Origin of the sequence: Paenibacillus sp. NPDC101420, from assembly GCF_050277435.1 — a bacterium.
Lineage (GTDB): Bacteria > Bacillota > Bacilli > Paenibacillales > Paenibacillaceae > Paenibacillus_AQ.
In genome coordinates, this window is sequence record NZ_JBNNSE010000003.1 from 557,418 (window position 1) to 575,246 (window position 17,829).

The 17,829-nt window shown below is 46.7% G+C and carries 11 protein-coding genes and 1 riboswitch; of the genes, 6 read left to right on the forward strand and 5 right to left on the reverse strand.

Features of this window, described 5'->3' with window-relative positions; genetic code table 11:
- Window positions 1-30: 30 nt before the first annotated feature.
- The 3 genes from ACQKMP_RS17670 to ACQKMP_RS17680 all read left to right on the forward strand — a co-directional run bounded on the left by ACQKMP_RS17670 (window position 31) and on the right by ACQKMP_RS17680 (window position 4,998).
- Complete coding sequence (locus ACQKMP_RS17670) at window positions 31-354, forward strand: L-rhamnose mutarotase (RefSeq protein WP_042192298.1); 324 nt, start codon at window positions 31-33, stop codon at window positions 352-354.
- 222 nt (window positions 355-576) lie between these two features.
- Window positions 577-1,731 carry a cation:proton antiporter gene (locus tag ACQKMP_RS17675; RefSeq protein WP_042192295.1) on the forward strand — a complete coding sequence of 385 codons (1,155 nt, stop codon included), beginning with the start codon at window positions 577-579 and terminating at the stop codon, window positions 1,729-1,731.
- 252 nt (window positions 1,732-1,983) lie between these two features.
- A complete protein-coding gene (locus ACQKMP_RS17680; RefSeq protein ID WP_427470197.1) occupies window positions 1,984-4,998 on the forward strand; it encodes an efflux RND transporter permease subunit in 3,015 nt (1,004 codons plus the stop codon).
- 178 nt (window positions 4,999-5,176) lie between these two features.
- On the opposite strand, the gene gcvPB is transcribed toward ACQKMP_RS17680, so the two are convergent.
- The 3 genes from gcvPB to gcvT form a co-directional block, all read right to left on the reverse strand.
- A complete protein-coding gene (gene gcvPB, locus ACQKMP_RS17685; RefSeq protein ID WP_427470199.1) occupies window positions 5,177-6,637 on the reverse strand; it encodes an aminomethyl-transferring glycine dehydrogenase subunit GcvPB in 1,461 nt (486 codons plus the stop codon).
- Window positions 6,634-7,986, reverse strand: coding sequence for an aminomethyl-transferring glycine dehydrogenase subunit GcvPA (gene gcvPA / locus ACQKMP_RS17690; protein ID WP_427470201.1), 1,353 nt, complete (start codon window positions 7,984-7,986; stop codon window positions 6,634-6,636). The genes gcvPB and gcvPA overlap by 4 nt, the downstream gene beginning before the upstream one ends.
- 106 nt (window positions 7,987-8,092) lie before the next feature.
- Window positions 8,093-9,205, reverse strand: a complete 1,113-nt coding sequence (gcvT, locus tag ACQKMP_RS17695) for a glycine cleavage system aminomethyltransferase GcvT (RefSeq protein WP_042192287.1) — start codon at window positions 9,203-9,205, stop codon at window positions 8,093-8,095.
- A gap of 185 nt (window positions 9,206-9,390) precedes the next feature.
- A riboswitch (glycine riboswitch) is annotated at window positions 9,391-9,489 on the reverse strand.
- A gap of 179 nt (window positions 9,490-9,668) precedes the next feature.
- On the opposite strand from gcvT, the gene gcvH reads away from it, so the two are divergent.
- Window positions 9,669-10,061, forward strand: a complete 393-nt coding sequence (gene gcvH, locus ACQKMP_RS17700) for a glycine cleavage system protein GcvH (protein WP_042131286.1) — start codon at window positions 9,669-9,671, stop codon at window positions 10,059-10,061.
- A gap of 455 nt (window positions 10,062-10,516) precedes the next feature.
- Here the strand turns inward: gcvH and ACQKMP_RS17705 are convergent, their stop codons facing one another.
- Together ACQKMP_RS17705 and ACQKMP_RS17710 are read right to left on the reverse strand one after the other, a co-directional pair.
- Window positions 10,517-11,353: a flagellar motor protein MotB gene (locus tag ACQKMP_RS17705; protein ID WP_427470204.1), complete on the reverse strand. Its 837-nt coding sequence runs from the start codon at window positions 11,351-11,353 to the stop codon at window positions 10,517-10,519.
- On the reverse strand, window positions 11,350-12,132 hold the full coding sequence (locus ACQKMP_RS17710; protein ID WP_042192282.1) for a flagellar motor protein: 783 nt from the start codon (window positions 12,130-12,132) through the stop codon (window positions 11,350-11,352). Before ACQKMP_RS17710 ends, ACQKMP_RS17705 begins: the two co-directional genes overlap by 4 nt.
- Before the next feature lie 277 nt (window positions 12,133-12,409).
- On the opposite strand from ACQKMP_RS17710, the gene uvrB reads away from it, so the two are divergent.
- Both uvrB and uvrA read left to right on the forward strand, forming a co-directional pair.
- Entirely contained in the window at window positions 12,410-14,401 is a 1,992-nt protein-coding gene (gene uvrB / locus ACQKMP_RS17715; RefSeq protein ID WP_042192280.1) for an excinuclease ABC subunit UvrB, read from the forward strand.
- 379 nt (window positions 14,402-14,780) lie between these two features.
- Window positions 14,781-17,654: an excinuclease ABC subunit UvrA gene (uvrA, locus tag ACQKMP_RS17720; RefSeq protein WP_042192277.1), complete on the forward strand. Its 2,874-nt coding sequence runs from the start codon at window positions 14,781-14,783 to the stop codon at window positions 17,652-17,654.
- Window positions 17,655-17,829 lie beyond the last annotated feature (175 nt).

Sequence of the window (17,829 nt, forward strand, 5' to 3'; positions counted from 1 at the left end):
AATAGAGGACATTTCTAGGAGGATGAACAGATGAGCAGCAATAAATTGGCTTGGACATGGCGGGTGAAGGAAGAATGTCTGGAAGAGTATGTAGCGATGCATTTAAATCCTTGGCCAGAAGTTTTGGAGGAGCACAGTAAGGCTGGTATTTCTAACTACTCCATCTTTCAGAATGGTAATCAATTTTTTTATTGCTTTGAATGTGAGGATACAGAAGCGGCTTTCGATTACATTGCTAAAAGTGACGCCTGCAACCGATGGAATGCCATTACTTCAAAGATGGTTGAAGGGTCATTTGATTTCAATGATGAGGTGCCAATGTTGCCTTTACGTGAAGTGTTCTATCTAAAATAGTGAAGCTGATTCTTTATTAACTAAAATTTGCATAAGGTAAAATATCGGCGTATTTTGTTTACAGTCTTTTATATTACGGTTATAATATATTTAATATTGTTTAATTGAATAATTTTTTGTTTTTTGGAGGAGCCTGTCAACAAGGGCTCCTCTTTGTCTTTTTTTGGCTTGGAGATGTCCCTGGTTGGCAGTTCTTATATACAACAAGGGAGTGGATGAAACATGGAGTTTGTTCTATATCTTATGCTGATTATACTATTCACCAAGCTAGCTGGTGATTTATCTGTACGACTGGGACAACCGTCGGTACTGGGTAAGTTAATTGTCGGTATTATACTAGGTCCTGCGGTACTGGGTTGGATTCAAAATGGAGAGTTTATTCATTATTTTTCGGAGATCGGTGTTCTATTGTTAATGTTTATAGCAGGGCTTGAGACTGATCTGGATCAACTGCGCAAGAACTGGAAGTCAGCTTTCGCAGTAGCCGTCGGAGGTATTATTTTACCTTTTCTAGGTGGATTCGCCATCGGAGAAATGTTTGGTTTTGCTTATCATAATGCTATGTTTATGGGTGTCATTCTTAGTGCAACTTCGGTCAGTATATCGGTTCAGGTACTGAAGGATATGAATAAGTTGAATACACGTGAAGGTTCTACCATTCTGGGAGCCGCTGTAGTCGATGATATTCTGGTTGTTATTTTGCTCGCTGTATTAATGAGCTTTTTCGGCACAGGAGAATCAGTGTCCATTGGTCTTTTAATTACGAAAAAAGTGTTGTTCTTCGCTGTAGCGCTTGTTGTGGGTTGGTTCGTTGTGCCGCGGGTTATGAAATGGATGGCTCCGTTAAAGGTGACAGAGGCTGTTATCGCAGCGGCGCTAATGATTTGCTTTGCGTTCGCGTATTTTGCTGAAATTATGGGGATGGCAGGCATCATCGGTGCTTTTGCAGCTGGGATTGCTATTTCACAAACCTCCTTTAAGCACACTGTGGAATCTAAGCTTGAGCCTATCGCCTATTCGATTTTTGTTCCGGTCTTCTTTGTCAGTATCGGACTTAATGTTTCCTTTGAAGGGGTTGGCAGTCAACTAGGATTCGTCCTCTTGTTGACGGTGATTGCCATTCTGACCAAGTTGTTTGGTGGCGGTCTGGGGGCGCGTCTTACAGGATTTAATAACCATTCATCGCTTATTATTGGTTCAGGGATGATTTCGCGGGGTGAGGTTGCATTGATCATCGCGGCAACAGGTCTGCAAAGCGGATTGTTGCAGCAGCAGTATTTTACTTCCGTAATTATTGTTGTCATTGTAACTACACTTGTAACACCACCACTCTTAAAATATATGTTCCGCGATCCAGTGCGCGCTAAACAAAAATAATAATCATAGCAAAAGGGTGTCTCGAAAGCCATTTTACATGGCTTTTGGGGTGCTCTTTTTTTGTTTGCTCTAATTCCCTATCCTTCGGAAGGAGAAAGCCCCCCGTCTTAAGACTGAGTATAAAACCAGCCGTAGGGCTGTTTTGACTTCGACCAAAAATGTCTAAACTAAATCTCGGGATGGAAAATAATACATAATGGGGCAGTCATAAGAGGAGTACCAGAAATATACGGGGTGGAAGGGGAAACGATAATGAAATGGTTAACCAAATGGTCGTTCGGTAACAAGGCGGCGGTAGGGCTTTTAGTAGTAATGGCGCTTGTAGTGGGAGGGCTGAGCTACACTTCGCTACCAATGGAATTTATGCCAGAGGCAGATAATCCGCAAGTGACTGTAACGGTGCTCGGTCCGGGTCAGGATGCCCATGCGATGGAGACGAAGGTTACGAAGCCGATTGAGGCTGGGGCCGCATTTGTTAAGGGAAAGAAAGAAATACTGTCCACTTCCGGAGACGGATACGCACAGGTGAATATTTTTTATGACTCAAAAACAAATATGAAGGATGCAGCTGGGGAGGTGCAAAAGGTTGTAGATTCGTTGCAGTTCCCTGAAGGTGTGATGGCCCCTTTTGTACTTCAACTGAATACTTCCATGATTCCTGTGTCGCAGGTCACCCTTTCGTTTGACGAAGGTCTGACTAAAGAAAACCTTAAGCTTGCGGAAGAAACGATCATTCCAGAGATGCAACAAGCTGAAGGTGTAGCCAACGTCGCCTTATATGGGAAAGTAACTCCGCAAGTGCGGGTGAAGCTAGATCCAAAATTAATGGCTGAGAAAGGAATTACGACACCTCAAGTACTAGGGTTACTTCAGGGACGTAATGTATCGGCATCCCTTGGAGAGCAGACGATTGGTGGTCAGACAGGTAACGTAAATGTGGTTTCTACAATTGATAGTATCGATACTCTAAAAAAGCTACCCGTATCCTCGGGTGTTAAGCTACAGGATATTGCTGTCATCGAATTGAAGGAAGATCAAGAGAGCGTTAGCCGCTCGAATGGGAAAGATGTTCTTTTCGCCATAGTAACCAAAGAAGCTAATGCGAATGCAGTAAGTGTCGGAGATCATATACAGGATACCGTAGCACATATTAACAAAACCATTCCAAATGCAGAGGCAGCGGTCGTTTTCAGCACATCAGATATGGTGGTTACCTCAGTGAACAGTATGATGCGTGAAGTATTGCTGGGCGCATTGTTCGCGACGATCGTAATTTTACTGTTCCTACGCAACCTGCGGGCAACCCTGATTACGGCGGTTTCTATCCCGCTTTCTCTAGCAGTTACCTTATATCTGCTTGATATATCCGGCATAAGTCTGAATATTATTACGCTCGGTGGTGTGGCCGTTGCGGTCGGTCGCTTGGTTGATGATAGTATCGTAGTGATTGAGAACATTTACCGTAGGCTGCAAAAAGAACCTTTCTCCCGTGAAATGATTATAAGCGCAACTGGGGAAGTGGCTAGAGCGATTACTTCATCTACGATTGCAACGGTAGCGGTATTTCTGCCGATGGGTCTTCTGCGTGGTAGTTTACAGGCGTTTCTACTTCCGTTTGCCTTAACAGTCACGTATTCATTGCTTACTTCACTCGTTGTAGCTTTGACGGTAGTGCCACTGTTAAGCTCATGGCTGCTGAGAAGGACTTCAATGAAAGAACACGAGCCGTCTAAATGGTTCACTCGATTCCTCGATTGGAATCTGCGCCGGAAATGGATAACTTTATCGCTAGGTCTTCTCCTTCTGATTGGCTCCATCGCTGCTTACGTGACTATGCCAAAAGGCGCGCTTGATGCTTCAGATGCCAGCTATGTCTCTGTTCAGTTGAATTATCCGAAGGATGTTCCTGTCAAAGAGATTTTAGAAAAAGGAAAGCAGTTAGAGCAAGATTTGATGAAACAGCCTGAAGCGGAAACGGTGATCATGCAATCAGGGAACAGTGCAGATGCGGCCCAGTGGGGGTCTGTCAGCTCGGAGACCTTAGTGGACTATACCGTTGTGATGAAAAAAGGTGCGGATGCGCAAGGCTTCATCGATCATGTCCGTGATGTGAAGGATTCCTACGCTGGGGCAACACTTGTTGCTAATCAAATGAGTATGATGGGTTCAAGCTCCACTAGCGAATATATTGATATCGTGGGTGATAATCTTACAGATATTACTGCTGTTGCAGCAGAAGTTACGAATAAGTTGAAGACTGTGGAGGGTATTCAGAAGGTCAGTAGCAATATGGAGGATACCAAGCCTGTCTTTACATTTAAGGTAGATCCAGCACAGACGAATGCACAAGAAATTACCATGCAATTGTCAGCTATGCTGAATCCGATCCCTATGGGGCAAATCGAATTGGATGGTACACCTGCAGGAGTAGTGTTAGATCCTATGGCTGAGCCGAAGTCGGAGCAAGATTTAAAAGCAATGACGCTCATGACTGCTGAAGGTCCAAAGCCGTTGTCTCAACTAGCAACCTATGAGGTTCGGAATGAACCAGCACTGTTGTTCCATAAAGATGGGAAGCCATATGCGAGAATTACAGCGGAAGTCGATCCGAAGAAGGTGTCTGAAATCGGAGCGGATATTAAAAAGCAAACCGATAGTCTTACCCTTCCAAAGGGTGTGACTCTATTTGCAGGCGGAGCCTCGGTTGATCAGTCAGAGGATTTCGCTGACCTTGGTATGACAGCGCTGATCTCCATCGGGTTGGTGTATCTGATCATGGTCCTCACCTTCAAAACCCTTCGTGCTCCGCTGGCAATCATGTTCTCCTTGCCTTTGGCTGCGATTGGGGCAATTGTTGGACTGATCGTATCCGGCGTAACACCTGATTTCACTGCCCTGTTCGGGGCTCTGATGCTAATTGGAATCGTCGTTACGAATGCGATTGTGCTTATCGACCGTATTAAGCAGAATGAAACGCATATGGGTATTCGCGAAGCCATTCTGGAAGCGGCCGGAACACGGATGCGCCCGATTCTGATGACGGCTATTGCTACCATTTGTGCCATGACTCCACTGCTGTTCGGCCATGCCGAGATGGGCAGCATCGTCTCGCAAAGCTTGGCGATTGTGGTCATCGGTGGCTTGACCGCGGCAACGCTGCTTACGCTGGTTGTGGTTCCAGCGATTTACGAGCTGTTCTACTTCCGTAAATCGGCTAAGGAGCGCAAAGGCGTGGCGAAAGTAGAAACTCCGACGCATGGTGCGTAATATCAAAAAGTTATAGTGATAAACAACTGAAACAGGCCCTTCTCAGACATTTTTAATGATGCTGGGAAGGGCCTGATGATTTAGAGGATGAGAACTTTTCGTGTAGTTGGACAGTGCGAAAAGCAGGCCGACGATACTTGGTATCGTGGCCTGCTTTTTTAATACTACTCATTAGCTGTTAACCGCAAGAACAATTCAATACCGGCTTACGTGCGGCTTGGGTCTCATCCAAACGGCTAATCTCTGTGGTATGAGGTGCGTTGATTACGATTTCCGGTGTCTCCTGAGCTTCTTTTACGATCTGGATCATCGTATTAATGAAGCCGTCGAGCGTTTCTTTACTTTCCGTTTCCGTCGGCTCGATCATCATACATTCCTCAACAGTCAGAGGGAAGTACACGGTTGGCGGATGGTAGCCGAAGTCGAGTAATCGTTTAGCAACGTCTAAGGTGCGTACACCATACTGCTTGAGGTTTTTGCCGGACATTACGAATTCATGTTTACATACGCCCGGATATGGGATTTCAAAATACGGCGCCAGACGGTGCATCATATAGTTCGCATTCAGCACAGCATTTTCGGATACCTCACGCAGTCCGTCTGGACCATAGGTGCGGATATAGGCGTAGGCACGAACGAGAATACCAAAGTTGCCGTAAAAAGCTTTCACGCGTCCAATTGATTCAGGACCGCCGAAGTCGAGTGAGAAGCTGCTATCTTCGTTTTTCACCACAGTTGGTTGTGGTAGGAACGGAATCAAGATGGATTTTACGCCGACAGGTCCGGCTCCAGGGCCACCTCCGCCGTGCGGGGTGCTCATTGTCTTATGCAAGTTCAGATGCACAACGTCAAAGCCCATGTCGCCAGGGCGGGTAATGCCCATAATGGCATTGGAGTTGGCTCCATCGTAATAGAGTAAGCCGCCTGCTTCATGCACGATCTCAGCAATCTCGACGATTTGGGTCTCGAACAAGCCGAGTGTGCTTGGGTTAGTCAGCATCAGTGCGGCTGTGTCACTGCCAACAGCTGCTTTGAGTGCTTCAAGATCAACCATCCCTTTATCTGTGGAAGGGATCGTGATCGTTTCAAGTCCTGCTGCTGAAGCACTAGCAGGATTGGTGCCGTGTGAGGAATCCGGCACGATAACCTTCGTGCGGGTCTCGCCGCGGCTTTCATGGTAGGCGCGGATCATCATGAGGCCGGTCCATTCACCATGAGCACCTGCGGCAGGCTGTAAAGATACAGCATCCATGCCGGTTAGTGCGGATAAGTCATTTTGCAGGGTATACATTATTTCCAGTGCACCTTGAATGCTTTCTTCTGGCTGGTAAGGGTGGATCTTAGCTAGGCCTACGATGCGGGCAACATCTTCGTTAATCTTCGGATTGTATTTCATCGTGCATGAACCGAGTGGATAGAAGCCGTTATCTACACCAAAGTTGCGGCGTGACAAGGAAGTGTAATGGCGAATGACGTCCACTTCGGATACTTCTGGAAGCACGACGGGTTCGCTACGGAGTAAACCTGATGGAATCAGAGTTTCCAAGGTTTCTTCCTGCGGCACATCGCATATTGGCAAGGAATAGGCCGAACGGCCGGGACGGCTTAATTCAAAAATTAGACTTTGCTCCGGTTTCATAAACAGCCCTCCAGTGCGCTAGCGAATTGGTCGATTTCGTTTTTGCTTCTTTTTTCCGTAACGGCTACCAGCATATGTCCAGCAAGTTCAAGATAATCACGGCCCAGATCATAACCGCCTAGATAGCCTTCCTTCAGCAGCTTCGAATTAATTGCACTTACGCTGCTTCCTTCCGGAAGCTTCACGACAAACTCGTTAAAGAATGGGGAGGAAAAGGTAAGTTCAGCCCCTGTTAGTTCGCTTAGTTTATTAGCGGCGTAATGGCTTTTACGAATGTTCAGCTCGCCTACTTCACGCATCCCTTCTTTACCCATTACGGACAGGTAGACGGATGCGCAGAGTGCGAGCAGCGCCTGATTGGAGCAAATATTCGATGTCGCTTTTTCACGACGGATATGCTGTTCACGAGCTTGGAGTGTCAGAACGAAGCCGCGTTTACCGTTACGGTCAACAGTTTGACCAACGATACGACCTGGCATGCGGCGCATTAAATGCTCTGCTACAGCGAAGAATCCACAGGTTGGACCGCCGAGGGAAGCGGGAATACCGAGTGGCTGAGCGTCACCGACTACGATGTCGGCTCCGAGCTTGCCTGGTGTTTCTAGTACGCCAAGAGCGATCGGATTTGCACTGACGACGAACAACCCTTTAACAGCATGGATCAGCGGCTCAACGGAGCTAAGATCTTCGATGCTGCCAAAGAAGTTAGGCGATTGCATCAGTACTGCAGCCGTATCACCATCAATGGCCTCAGCAAGCTTAGCCTGATCGGTAACACCGTCTCTATAGTCAATCTCCACTACCTCAAGACCCCAAGCATTAGCCGATGTGCGTAACACTTGGCGCGCTTCAGGATGAACGGTGCGGGAGACAATTATTTTTTTGCGTTTGGTAGCACCAGCTGCGAGGACTGCTGCTTCGGATAATGCGGTTGCGCCATCATACATGCTGGCATTGGCTACTTTCATACCGGTTAGTTCGCAAATGTAGGATTGGAATTCGAAGATCGCTTGCAGTTCGCCTTGGCTGATCTCCGGTTGATAAGGGGTGTAAGCAGTGTAGAATTCTGAACGGGAAATGACATGGTTGATCACCACGGGGATGTGATGGTCGTATAATCCGGCGCCGAGGAAGCTGGCGTGCGAATCGAAGTCAGCATTGCGGTCAGCGAGACCTTTCATGTGACGTAGCAGGGCGTACTCATCGAGCGGTTCAGACATCGGCATAGTGCCTTGATAACGGACGGCTTCAGGGATATCGGAGAACAGCTCATCTATGGACTGAATCCCGACGGTTTCCATCATCTCTACGCGGTCCTGTGCTGTCATGGGCAGATAACGGTGCTTCATTAAGGTTTCACTCCTTGGCTTTTTTAAAATATAAGAAAGTATAATTTTCACGTTATACTTTATCCTTTTATTTCTCGCTTAAAAGTTCACCGTCCTAATATGGACGCTAAAGGCGTTTATACTTGTAAAAAGGGGCCTTAATCACGACAGCTTTAAGCTGCTTGCCACGTATCTCTACGAAAACCTCTGTGCCTATTTCACTGTAAGCTGTATCAAGTAAAGCTAATCCCAGGTTTCGTTTCAGCGTTGGAGATTGGGTTCCGGTTGTGACTTCTCCGATTTTGATGCCGTCCGCATAGACTGGGTAATGGGAGCGTGGAATGCCTCGATCAATCATTTCTAGACCGACAAGACGGCGGGGAAGACCGGCTTCTTTTTGCTGTATCAACGCATCGCGTCCGATGAAGTCCGCTTTGTCCAGCTTCACGAAGAACTGTACTCCAGCTTCAAGAGGCGTGATGTCAGCCGACAGCTCCTGACCGTACAATGGCAATTTTGCCTCGAAACGAAGCGTATCCCGTGCGCCCAGTCCAGCAGGTGTTAATCCGTGAGGAGAGCCAGCTGCGAGAAGGCCGTTCCATAACGTTGCTGCCCCATCCAGCGGAGCGTAAATTTCGAAGCCATCTTCACCGGTATAACCCGTACGGGAGATCAGTACTTCTACACCGCAGACGGTTGCGCGTTCGATGAAGTGGAAAGGCTTGAGCGTTGAGATCGGTGCATCAGTAACTTCTGCGAGTATGGTCTCTGCCAGCGGACCTTGCAAGGCGAGCAAAAGCGTCTCGTCAGAGACATTAGTGAGTGTGACTTCACCGAATTCAGAGGTCAGATGTTCTTGCAGCCACTGGAAGTCCTTATCGATGTTGGAGGCATTTACGACAAGCATATAACGGCCTTCACTTAGTCGATACACGAGTAAATCGTCGACCACCCCGCCGTTTGGATAACAGAGCAGCGTATATTGTGCCGCACCATCGGTAAGGCGGCTGACATCGTTGGTCGTCATTTTTTGTAAGAAGGCTTCAGCGCCGCTTCCGATCACCATAAATTCACCCATATGCGATACATCGAACAGTCCAGCCTGCTGGCGAACAGCCTCATGCTCCTTCACGATACCTGTAAACTGTACTGGCAGCTCCCAGCCGCCAAAATCAATGCACCTGGACTCCGCATATGCGGAATAGAGATCATAAAAAGGCGTTCTTTTCAAAGCATCCATGTCGTCACTCCCCTAGTCTGATTACATACGAAAAAAAGGACAGGCAGAAGCAATCATGCATAAATGCACTAATCGCTTTCTGCTCTGTCCTTTGTACCTGAGAGTTACCCTGCGTAACTAACATGCAAGTTTCCCCGTTGGTGACCTGACGCACTCAGCCTCGCGTCTGATGCTCTCCAGAGGTACGTCCGACAAAGGTCCTTTTGCCTGAGAGATTCACCCCTGTTAGGGCTTACTCCTTCGGCGCCGTCTTCAAGTGAGACAGTCTCTCCCTATGCCATCATCCGCAACTGTATTTGTTTCTTATGTCTCCATTAAACGGGTATAGGAGGGCGCTGTCAACAAGAAAAAGTCAAAAAAACGACAAATTTATTTTACTTTTAGTAATATTGACATTATGCTCCGCGATCACTTAGGCTATAACTAAATTTAGAATTCCAATTTGGAAATGAGGCGGCTTGAAATGAGTGAAGTTTTAGATAACCTTCTTTACAGCGAAGAGCATGAGTGGGCACAGCAAGTGGAAGGACGCGTAGTACGTGTTGGGATTACGGATCATGCTCAGCATTTGTTAGGCGATATCGTATTTGTGGAATTTCCAGAAGTGGGTTCGGCCATTTCAGCTGGCGACAGCGTAGGCAGTATCGAATCCGTTAAGACCGTATCGGAACTGTATTCACCCGTCTCAGGGACGGTTACCAAGATTAATGACGGTTTAGAAGCTAGTCCAGAACTGATCAACGATAAGCCTTATGGCGAGGGTTGGATTTTTGAAATTGAAGTGGACGGAGAGTACGCTGATGCTGTAAAAGGACTGCTAGATGCAGCTGGATATCGTGCATTGGTAGGAGAGTAATTGGGATTTTTCACTGTATATTAATTTCACTGCATGTGATATTTGTAGCAGCAAGTTTCCGTTTTTGGGGACTTGCTGTTTGGTGTTTTTATATAGATAGCGGTCGGGATCTTTGAGTTAAATCCTGGGACTGTTTGGAATTATGGGATTTTATTTAAAGCGAATCTACTGATTGTGGAATTAGGGAAAACCTCCCTTATTTTAGACGAGTATAGCGTGACACTAAGGGGTTTAGGGAATTCCTCCCTAAAGTTTCAGTGAAAAGCGCTATTTCTGACTAAATAGGGTATTAATCAGGGAGGAATTCCCTAATTCTGCGCCTGGACAAGGGAATAGGCAGATAATCAGGGAGTATTTCCGTAATAAATAGTGGCGAGCCCATTTTGGTATGTTGATAAGCAGATTCGCTCCCGCACAGGCCTAGCTACTGTAACTAGCTCTGAGTAAAACATTTTTTAGGTACCCTCTTGAAGCTGCCGCAGCACAATGATCTCTACACGGCGGTTCTTTTGCTTACCTGCAGCTGATGTGTTCTCCGCGGTGGGCTGGGTATCAGCATACCCTGCATATTGAAAATTGTCGGGGTTCAACCCTTCATGATCTAAGAAAAAGCGAAGCACTGACAGCGCACGAGCACCAGATAGCTCCCAGTTGTCGTTATAGTGAGAAGCCGAAGATACTGGAGTATTGTCGGTATGTCCTTCAATGCTGATCTTTGCGCCGATATCGCTGAATAAGCCAGATAACTGCTGAAGAGCAGGCAGGGCTGGAGACTTCAGATCTGCCTTACCTATATCGAAGAGAAAACGGTCACTGAGCGTGATTTCTATCCCCTGCGGTTTGTCGGCAACAAAAATTTGTTCTCCGAGATTATTTTCCTCTACATAGTTCGTAATCACACCCATTAATTCAGCAAGTTTAGCCTCTTGTTCTCGAAAAGCAAGTTCACGTGCCGAAGGTGTTTCGTTCTCCGTTTGTTCAGCAGATCCATCATTCGGTCTCGCAGTTGCAGCTGCATTCCCATTCCCGTCTGTACTTTCCGGTTTGTTCTCAGTTGATTTCCCAGCATCTAAAATGCCGTTCCCACCCTCAAGGACAGTGCTGCCAGATTTGAAGGTCTCGGATAACGAGCCTGTCACGATGTTATATTTGTCAGTATCCAGGCTGCTCATCGCATACAATATAACGAAAAAAATAAGTAAAAGTGTAATTAGATCAGCATAAGTAATCATCCAACGGTCGCGGCTTTCCCGAGTCTCTACACGCCGCTTGCGCCGGTCTCTTTGTCTCATAGAAGACCTCTAGTTTCCGCACGGTCATTCGTGTCCGTGTCTGAGATGAATGAGTTCAGTTTTTTACGCACCAGCAAGGGGTGATCCCCGTTCTGCAAAGAAAGAATGCCGACGAGCAGCATTTCCATACTATGTAGCTGGCTTTGACTGCGGGATTTGATTTTGGAAGCGATGGGTAAAAATATTAAATTAGCGATGGCAACACCGTACAGTGTTGCGGTAAATGCCACTGCGATAGATGTGCCCAGATTTGACGGATCTGTAAGGTTGCCAAGTACACGGATGAGCCCCATCACCGTCCCGATAATTCCCATCGTTGGTGCATATCCACCTGCAGCTTCAAAAATCTTAGCATAGTTCTCATGCTTCAATTCTTTAGCATCCATTTCTAATTCAAGGATCTGTCTTACCTGCTCAGGATCAGTGCCGTCGACAATAAGAAGTAGACCTTCACGTGTAAAAGGGTCCGGATGTTCTTCAGCTTGTTTTTCTAACATTAGAACGCCGCCGCGACGAGCCACGGTTGCCATTGCAATGAGTTCTTCTGCTTTTTCTTCATCACGATCAGGGTTGCTACCGAAAGCCATGCGTAATGCTGTTGGAATGGAGCGCAGCTTAGATGCCGGGAAGCTGATCATAACGGCGGCAAATGTACCCCCGAACACAATCAAAGCTGCATTAAGCTGCAGCAGTCCTGAGAGGCTTCCGCCTTCCCAGAGATAGCCGCCGATTAACGCAGCCAGTCCAGCCAATAGGCCGATTATTGAGGTAATATCCATGCTTCAAGCTCCTAACATTTCTATGTATTATGGTTTGCAACGATCTAGGCAACACTGTATAATGAACGGGAACACATATTCTTATCTTCCATATTTTTTAATTATAAGAAAGTATAAGTTTCACGTTATACTTTAATCCTTATAATTCTCGCACAAACGCTTAACGTCTTTTAGAGACGCCAAAGGCGTTTTAGCTTGCCATCGTATGGAGAGAGAACATTCAGACAACAATTATAATATATTAATCTAGTTTAGACGATAGAGGGGAGACGGGCAAATGAGTGATATTGTCGTCAGTACAAAGACTTTTGAATTGGAGTCCGAGTATACACCCCAGGGCGATCAGCCTCATGCCATAGAGGAATTACTACAAGGCATCCGGCAGGGCAAGAAGCACCAGACGCTGCTGGGCGCGACGGGTACGGGTAAGACGTTTACCGTTGCACAAGTTATTTCCAAATTAAACCGCCCGACGTTAGTTATTGCGCACAACAAGACTTTGGCTGCCCAACTGGCGAGTGAGTTTAAGGAGTTTTTTCCGCATAATTCGGTAGACTATTTCGTCAGCTACTACGACTATTACCAACCAGAGGCGTATATTCCCTCCTCCGATACTTATATCGAGAAAGACTCCAGTATTAATGAAGAGATTGATAAATTGCGCCACTCCGCAACGAGCTCCTTGTTCGAACGGCGTGACGTTATTATTGTGGCGAGTGTGTCTTGTATTTACGGCCTCGGTTCGCCGATGGAATACGGAAGCTTGCTTTTGTCCTTGCGGGTAGGGATGGAGAAGCCTCGAAATGAGATTTTGAGCAGGCTAGTGGATATCCAGTACCAGCGTAATGATATCAATTTTGTACGCGGAACCTTCCGTGTACGTGGTGATGTGGTTGAGATTTTCCCGGCATCTCAGGGTGAGCATGCCATTCGGGTCGAATTGTTCGGTGACGAAATTGAGCGAATCACTGAGATTGATGTACTGACGGGTGAACTGATCGGGGAGCGCGATCATGTCGCTATTTTTCCGGCGTCTCACTTTGTTACCAAGGAAGAAACGATGCGAGTGGCACTGGTCAACATTGAAAAAGAGCTGGAAGACCGCTTAACGGTTCTTCGTGACGCAGGAAAGCTTCTTGAAGCTCAGCGTCTGGAACAGCGGACACGTTATGATATTGAGATGATGAAAGAAGTGGGCTTCTGCTCTGGGATTGAGAACTATTCCGGACCGCTCACCTTCCGTGAACCAGGGGCAACTCCGTATACATTAATGGATTATTTTCCGGATGATATGCTGATCATTATTGATGAGTCCCATGTAACACTTCCACAGATTCGGGCGATGTATAATGGTGACCGGGCGCGTAAGACGGTACTGGTAGAGCATGGTTTCCGTTTGCCGTCTGCGCTGGATAACCGTCCACTCCAGTTCGAGGAATTCGAAGAAAAAGTGAAGCAGATCGTATATGTTTCAGCGACACCAGGACCCTATGAAATGGAGCACTGCGACACCATGGTGCAGCAGATTATCCGGCCTACAGGTCTTTTGGATCCGATCATTGAGGTGCGTCCTACAGAGGGACAAATCGATGATTTGATTAGTGAAATTCGTGATCGGGTGGAACGAGACGAACGTGTACTCGTCACAACGTTGACGAAGAAGATGTCGGAGGATCTGACGGATTACTTTAAGGAAATTGGGATTAAGGTTCGTTATATGCACTCTGATATCAAAACGCTGGAGCGGATGGCGATCTTACGTGATCTTCGACTTGGTACATTCCATGTTTTGGTAGGGATTAACCTGCTAAGAGAAGGTCTCGACCTTCCGGAAGTATCGCTGGTCGCTATTCTCGATGCGGATAAAGAGGGCTTCCTTCGTTCCGAACGCTCCCTAATTCAGACGATTGGTCGTGCAGCCCGTAACTCCGAGGGTCGTGTAATCATGTACGGTGATCGAATCACTGATTCGATGGAGAAGGCGATGAGCGAAACGTCGCGTCGTCGCGCCATCCAGATCGCCCATAATGAGAAACACGGCATTACCCCAACCACCATTAATAAAAAGGTGCGTGACATCATTGAGGCAACGAAGGTTGCCGAGTCTAAAGCGGATTACCTCACGGGTGTTGGTGGCAAGATGAATAAGAAAGAGAAACAAAGCCTAATCCAGCGTCTGGAAGCGGAGATGAAGGACGCTGCGAAGAACCTGCAATTCGAACGCGCGGCAGAACTGCGTGACGCATTGTTGGAGCTTCGGGCCGAGTAATAAACCTTAAATGCATCACCGATATTTAAAATAAGTAATTGAACGGTGCTGTCCTGGCCGTTCTTTTTGAATAAATAGATGGACGCGCATCCCGCAGGGACAGCGCCCCGCAACGCTATAGCAGTTGCGGTAATCTCGCACCTCTTACCTAGTGTGCGCCTAACGTCCAAGCGGTCCCGTAGGGATAAGCGATCCGAACGCCGTCGTCACTAAGTCCCGTCCCCCAACCTCCTTCGCCAAAAAAATGCGGGTGTCCAGAGGGTGCAACCCTTGGGGCCCTCCCTTGGAAGGGAGGGTTTGGGAGGGATCGAAAACGCTTTTAATAAAGTCTCTGAAATCGTTAAAGCTTTGATATTTGATTCATTAAGGAGAGGTTCCGTTGGCGAACGATAATATTGTAATTAAAGGCGCGAGAGCGCACAATCTCAAAAACATCGATGTGACGATTCCACGTGACCGTTTCGTCGTGCTGACGGGGCTGAGCGGCTCGGGTAAGTCTTCGCTTGCATTTGATACGATTTATGCTGAAGGACAGCGGCGTTATGTTGAATCTTTGTCAGCTTATGCTCGTCAGTTCTTGGGGCAAATGGAGAAGCCGGATGTGGATTCGATAGACGGATTATCCCCGGCAATCTCTATTGATCAGAAGACAACAAGCCGCAACCCACGTTCTACGGTAGGTACGGTAACTGAAATTTATGACTATCTGCGGTTGCTTTTCGCACGGATCGGTCACCCTCATTGTCCAGAGCATGGAATTGAGATTACCTCCCAGACTGTAGAACAGATGGTAGACCGGATTATGCAGTATCCAGAGAAGACTCGTTTGCAGATCCTGGCACCTATCATTTCAGGGCGTAAAGGGGAACACAAAGGACTCTTCACAGACATTTCTAAGCAAGGGTTCGTACGTGTGCGTGTGGACGGTGAGCTAAGAGATCTGTCTGAGGATATTGAACTTGAGAAGAATAAAAAACACACCATAGAAGTTGTTGTAGACCGGATCGTCGTTAAAGACGATGTGGAGACCCGGCTGACGGATTCACTGGAGACGGCACTTAAACTTTCTGGCGGTAAAATCCTTGTGGATATCATCGGTCAGGAAGAGCTTCTGTTCAGCTCTAATTTTGCTTGTCCGATTTGTGGTTTTAGTATTGAAGAGCTGGCACCACGTATGTTCTCCTTCAACAGTCCGTTTGGAGCCTGCACAGAGTGCGATGGACTTGGAATGAAGATGGTGGTCGATCCAGATCTGCTTATTCCTGATGCTGAGAAATCGATTGAAGAAGGTGCTTTTTTAGCTTGGACCGGAAGTACTTCTAATTACTATCCGCAATTTCTGAAGTCCGTGTGTGAGCATTTTAATATCCCACAGAACGTTCCAGTGAGCAGTTTAACACCTGATCATATGAATAAACTACTGCATGGTACAGGTAGCGAGAAGGTTCGCTTCAAATATGAGAATGATTTTGGACAAAAGAAAGATGCGATGGTTGCTTTTGAAGGGATTATTCCGAATCTGGAGCGTCGTTACCGGGAGACCGCATCTGACGGTATTCGTGAATTTATTGAAGGATTTATGAGTGCTAAGCCTTGTCATGTCTGTAAGGGCAAACGTCTGAAGAAAGAAATTTTGGCGGTTACGATCAACGAACAAAATATTTCGGATATTACCGATCTCTCGATTGGTGACTGTCAGCATTGGTTTGAAGAAATAAAGTTAAGTGAGAAAGAGACAGCTATCGCCAATCTCATTCTTAAGGAAATCTGCAATCGTCTGGGATTCCTGGTGAATGTCGGACTGGACTATTTGACACTTAGCCGCGCAGCAGGCTCGCTATCTGGTGGTGAAGCACAGCGTATCCGGTTGGCCACTCAGATCGGTTCCAGTTTGATGGGTGTTCTGTACATTCTGGATGAGCCAAGTATTGGTCTGCATCAACGGGATAATGATCGCCTGATCTCTACGCTTGCTCATATGCGTGACCTAGGCAATACGTTGATTGTTGTAGAGCATGACGAAGATACGATGATGGCAGCGGACTATATTATTGATATCGGACCGGGTGCGGGTATTCATGGTGGACAAGTTATGGCGCAAGGAACACCGGAAGAGATTATGAAAGATCCGAATTCCTTAACCGGTGAATATTTGAGCGGTCGTAAGTTTATTCCAGTTACCGCTAAGCGTCGTGCTACCGATGATCGTTGGATAGAAATTCGTGGCGCTAAAGAGAATAACCTGAAAAATGTGAATGTGAAGATTCCATTGGGTGTATTTACGGCGGTGACTGGTGTGTCGGGCTCCGGTAAATCCTCACTTATTAACGAAATTCTGTACAAGAGCTTGGCACGGCAGCTGAATAAGGCTGTGAAGGTTCGTCCGGGTCAGCACAAAGAAATTCGTGGCTTGGAAAATCTCGATAAGGTTATTGAAATCGACCAATCGCCAATTGGGCGTACACCACGCTCTAACCCAGCAACCTATACTGGCGTATTTGACGACATTCGTGATCTGTTCTCGAAGACGAATGAGGCAAAGGTACGGGGGTTCCAAAAGGGACGCTTTAGCTTTAACGTAAAAGGCGGACGCTGTGAAGCTTGCCGTGGGGACGGAATTATCAAGATTGAGATGCACTTCTTGCCTGACGTATACGTTCCTTGCGAGGTATGTAAAGGTAAACGTTATAACCGGGAAACACTAGAAGTGAAATATAAAGGGAAAAACATTTCCGACGTGCTGGAGATGACTGTAGAGGATGCTACAGAGTTCTTCGTGAATATCCCTCGTATTCACCGTAAAATGCAAACGCTGATGGATGTGGGTCTTGGCTACATTAAGATTGGTCAGCCAGGTACAACATTATCCGGTGGTGAAGCGCAGCGTGTGAAGTTGGCTTCTGAGCTATACCGTCGTAGTACAGGCAAGACACTCTATATTTTGGATGAGCCTACAACAGGTCTGCATGTGGACGACATTGGTCGTTTACTAGAAGTATTGCACCGCTTGGTGGATTCCGGAGAATCGGTTCTTGTCATTGAGCATAATCTGGACGTTATTAAGACTGCTGATTATATCATCGATATGGGACCAGAAGGCGGCAGTGGCGGCGGAACCGTACTGGCAACAGGAACACCAGAGAAGATCATTACTGTTACGGAGTCTTACACAGGTAAGTATCTGAAGCCAGTTCTGATTCGTGATACAGAGCGTACTGAAGCGCTTATGCTTGAGACGGCGGAAACTACCTAAGCTATAAATAGCTGGATAGTATAACTACTAAATAATAAAGGTCGCGGCAATTTGCCGTGGCCTTTATTGTTTGTTGTCCAAAATTATTATTTTGGGAAAACAATTGATCGGTACAATTGCTGGTAGTCACCAGTAAATTAGAGCTCACTAGCAACTTTAAGCTCATAGGCAATTT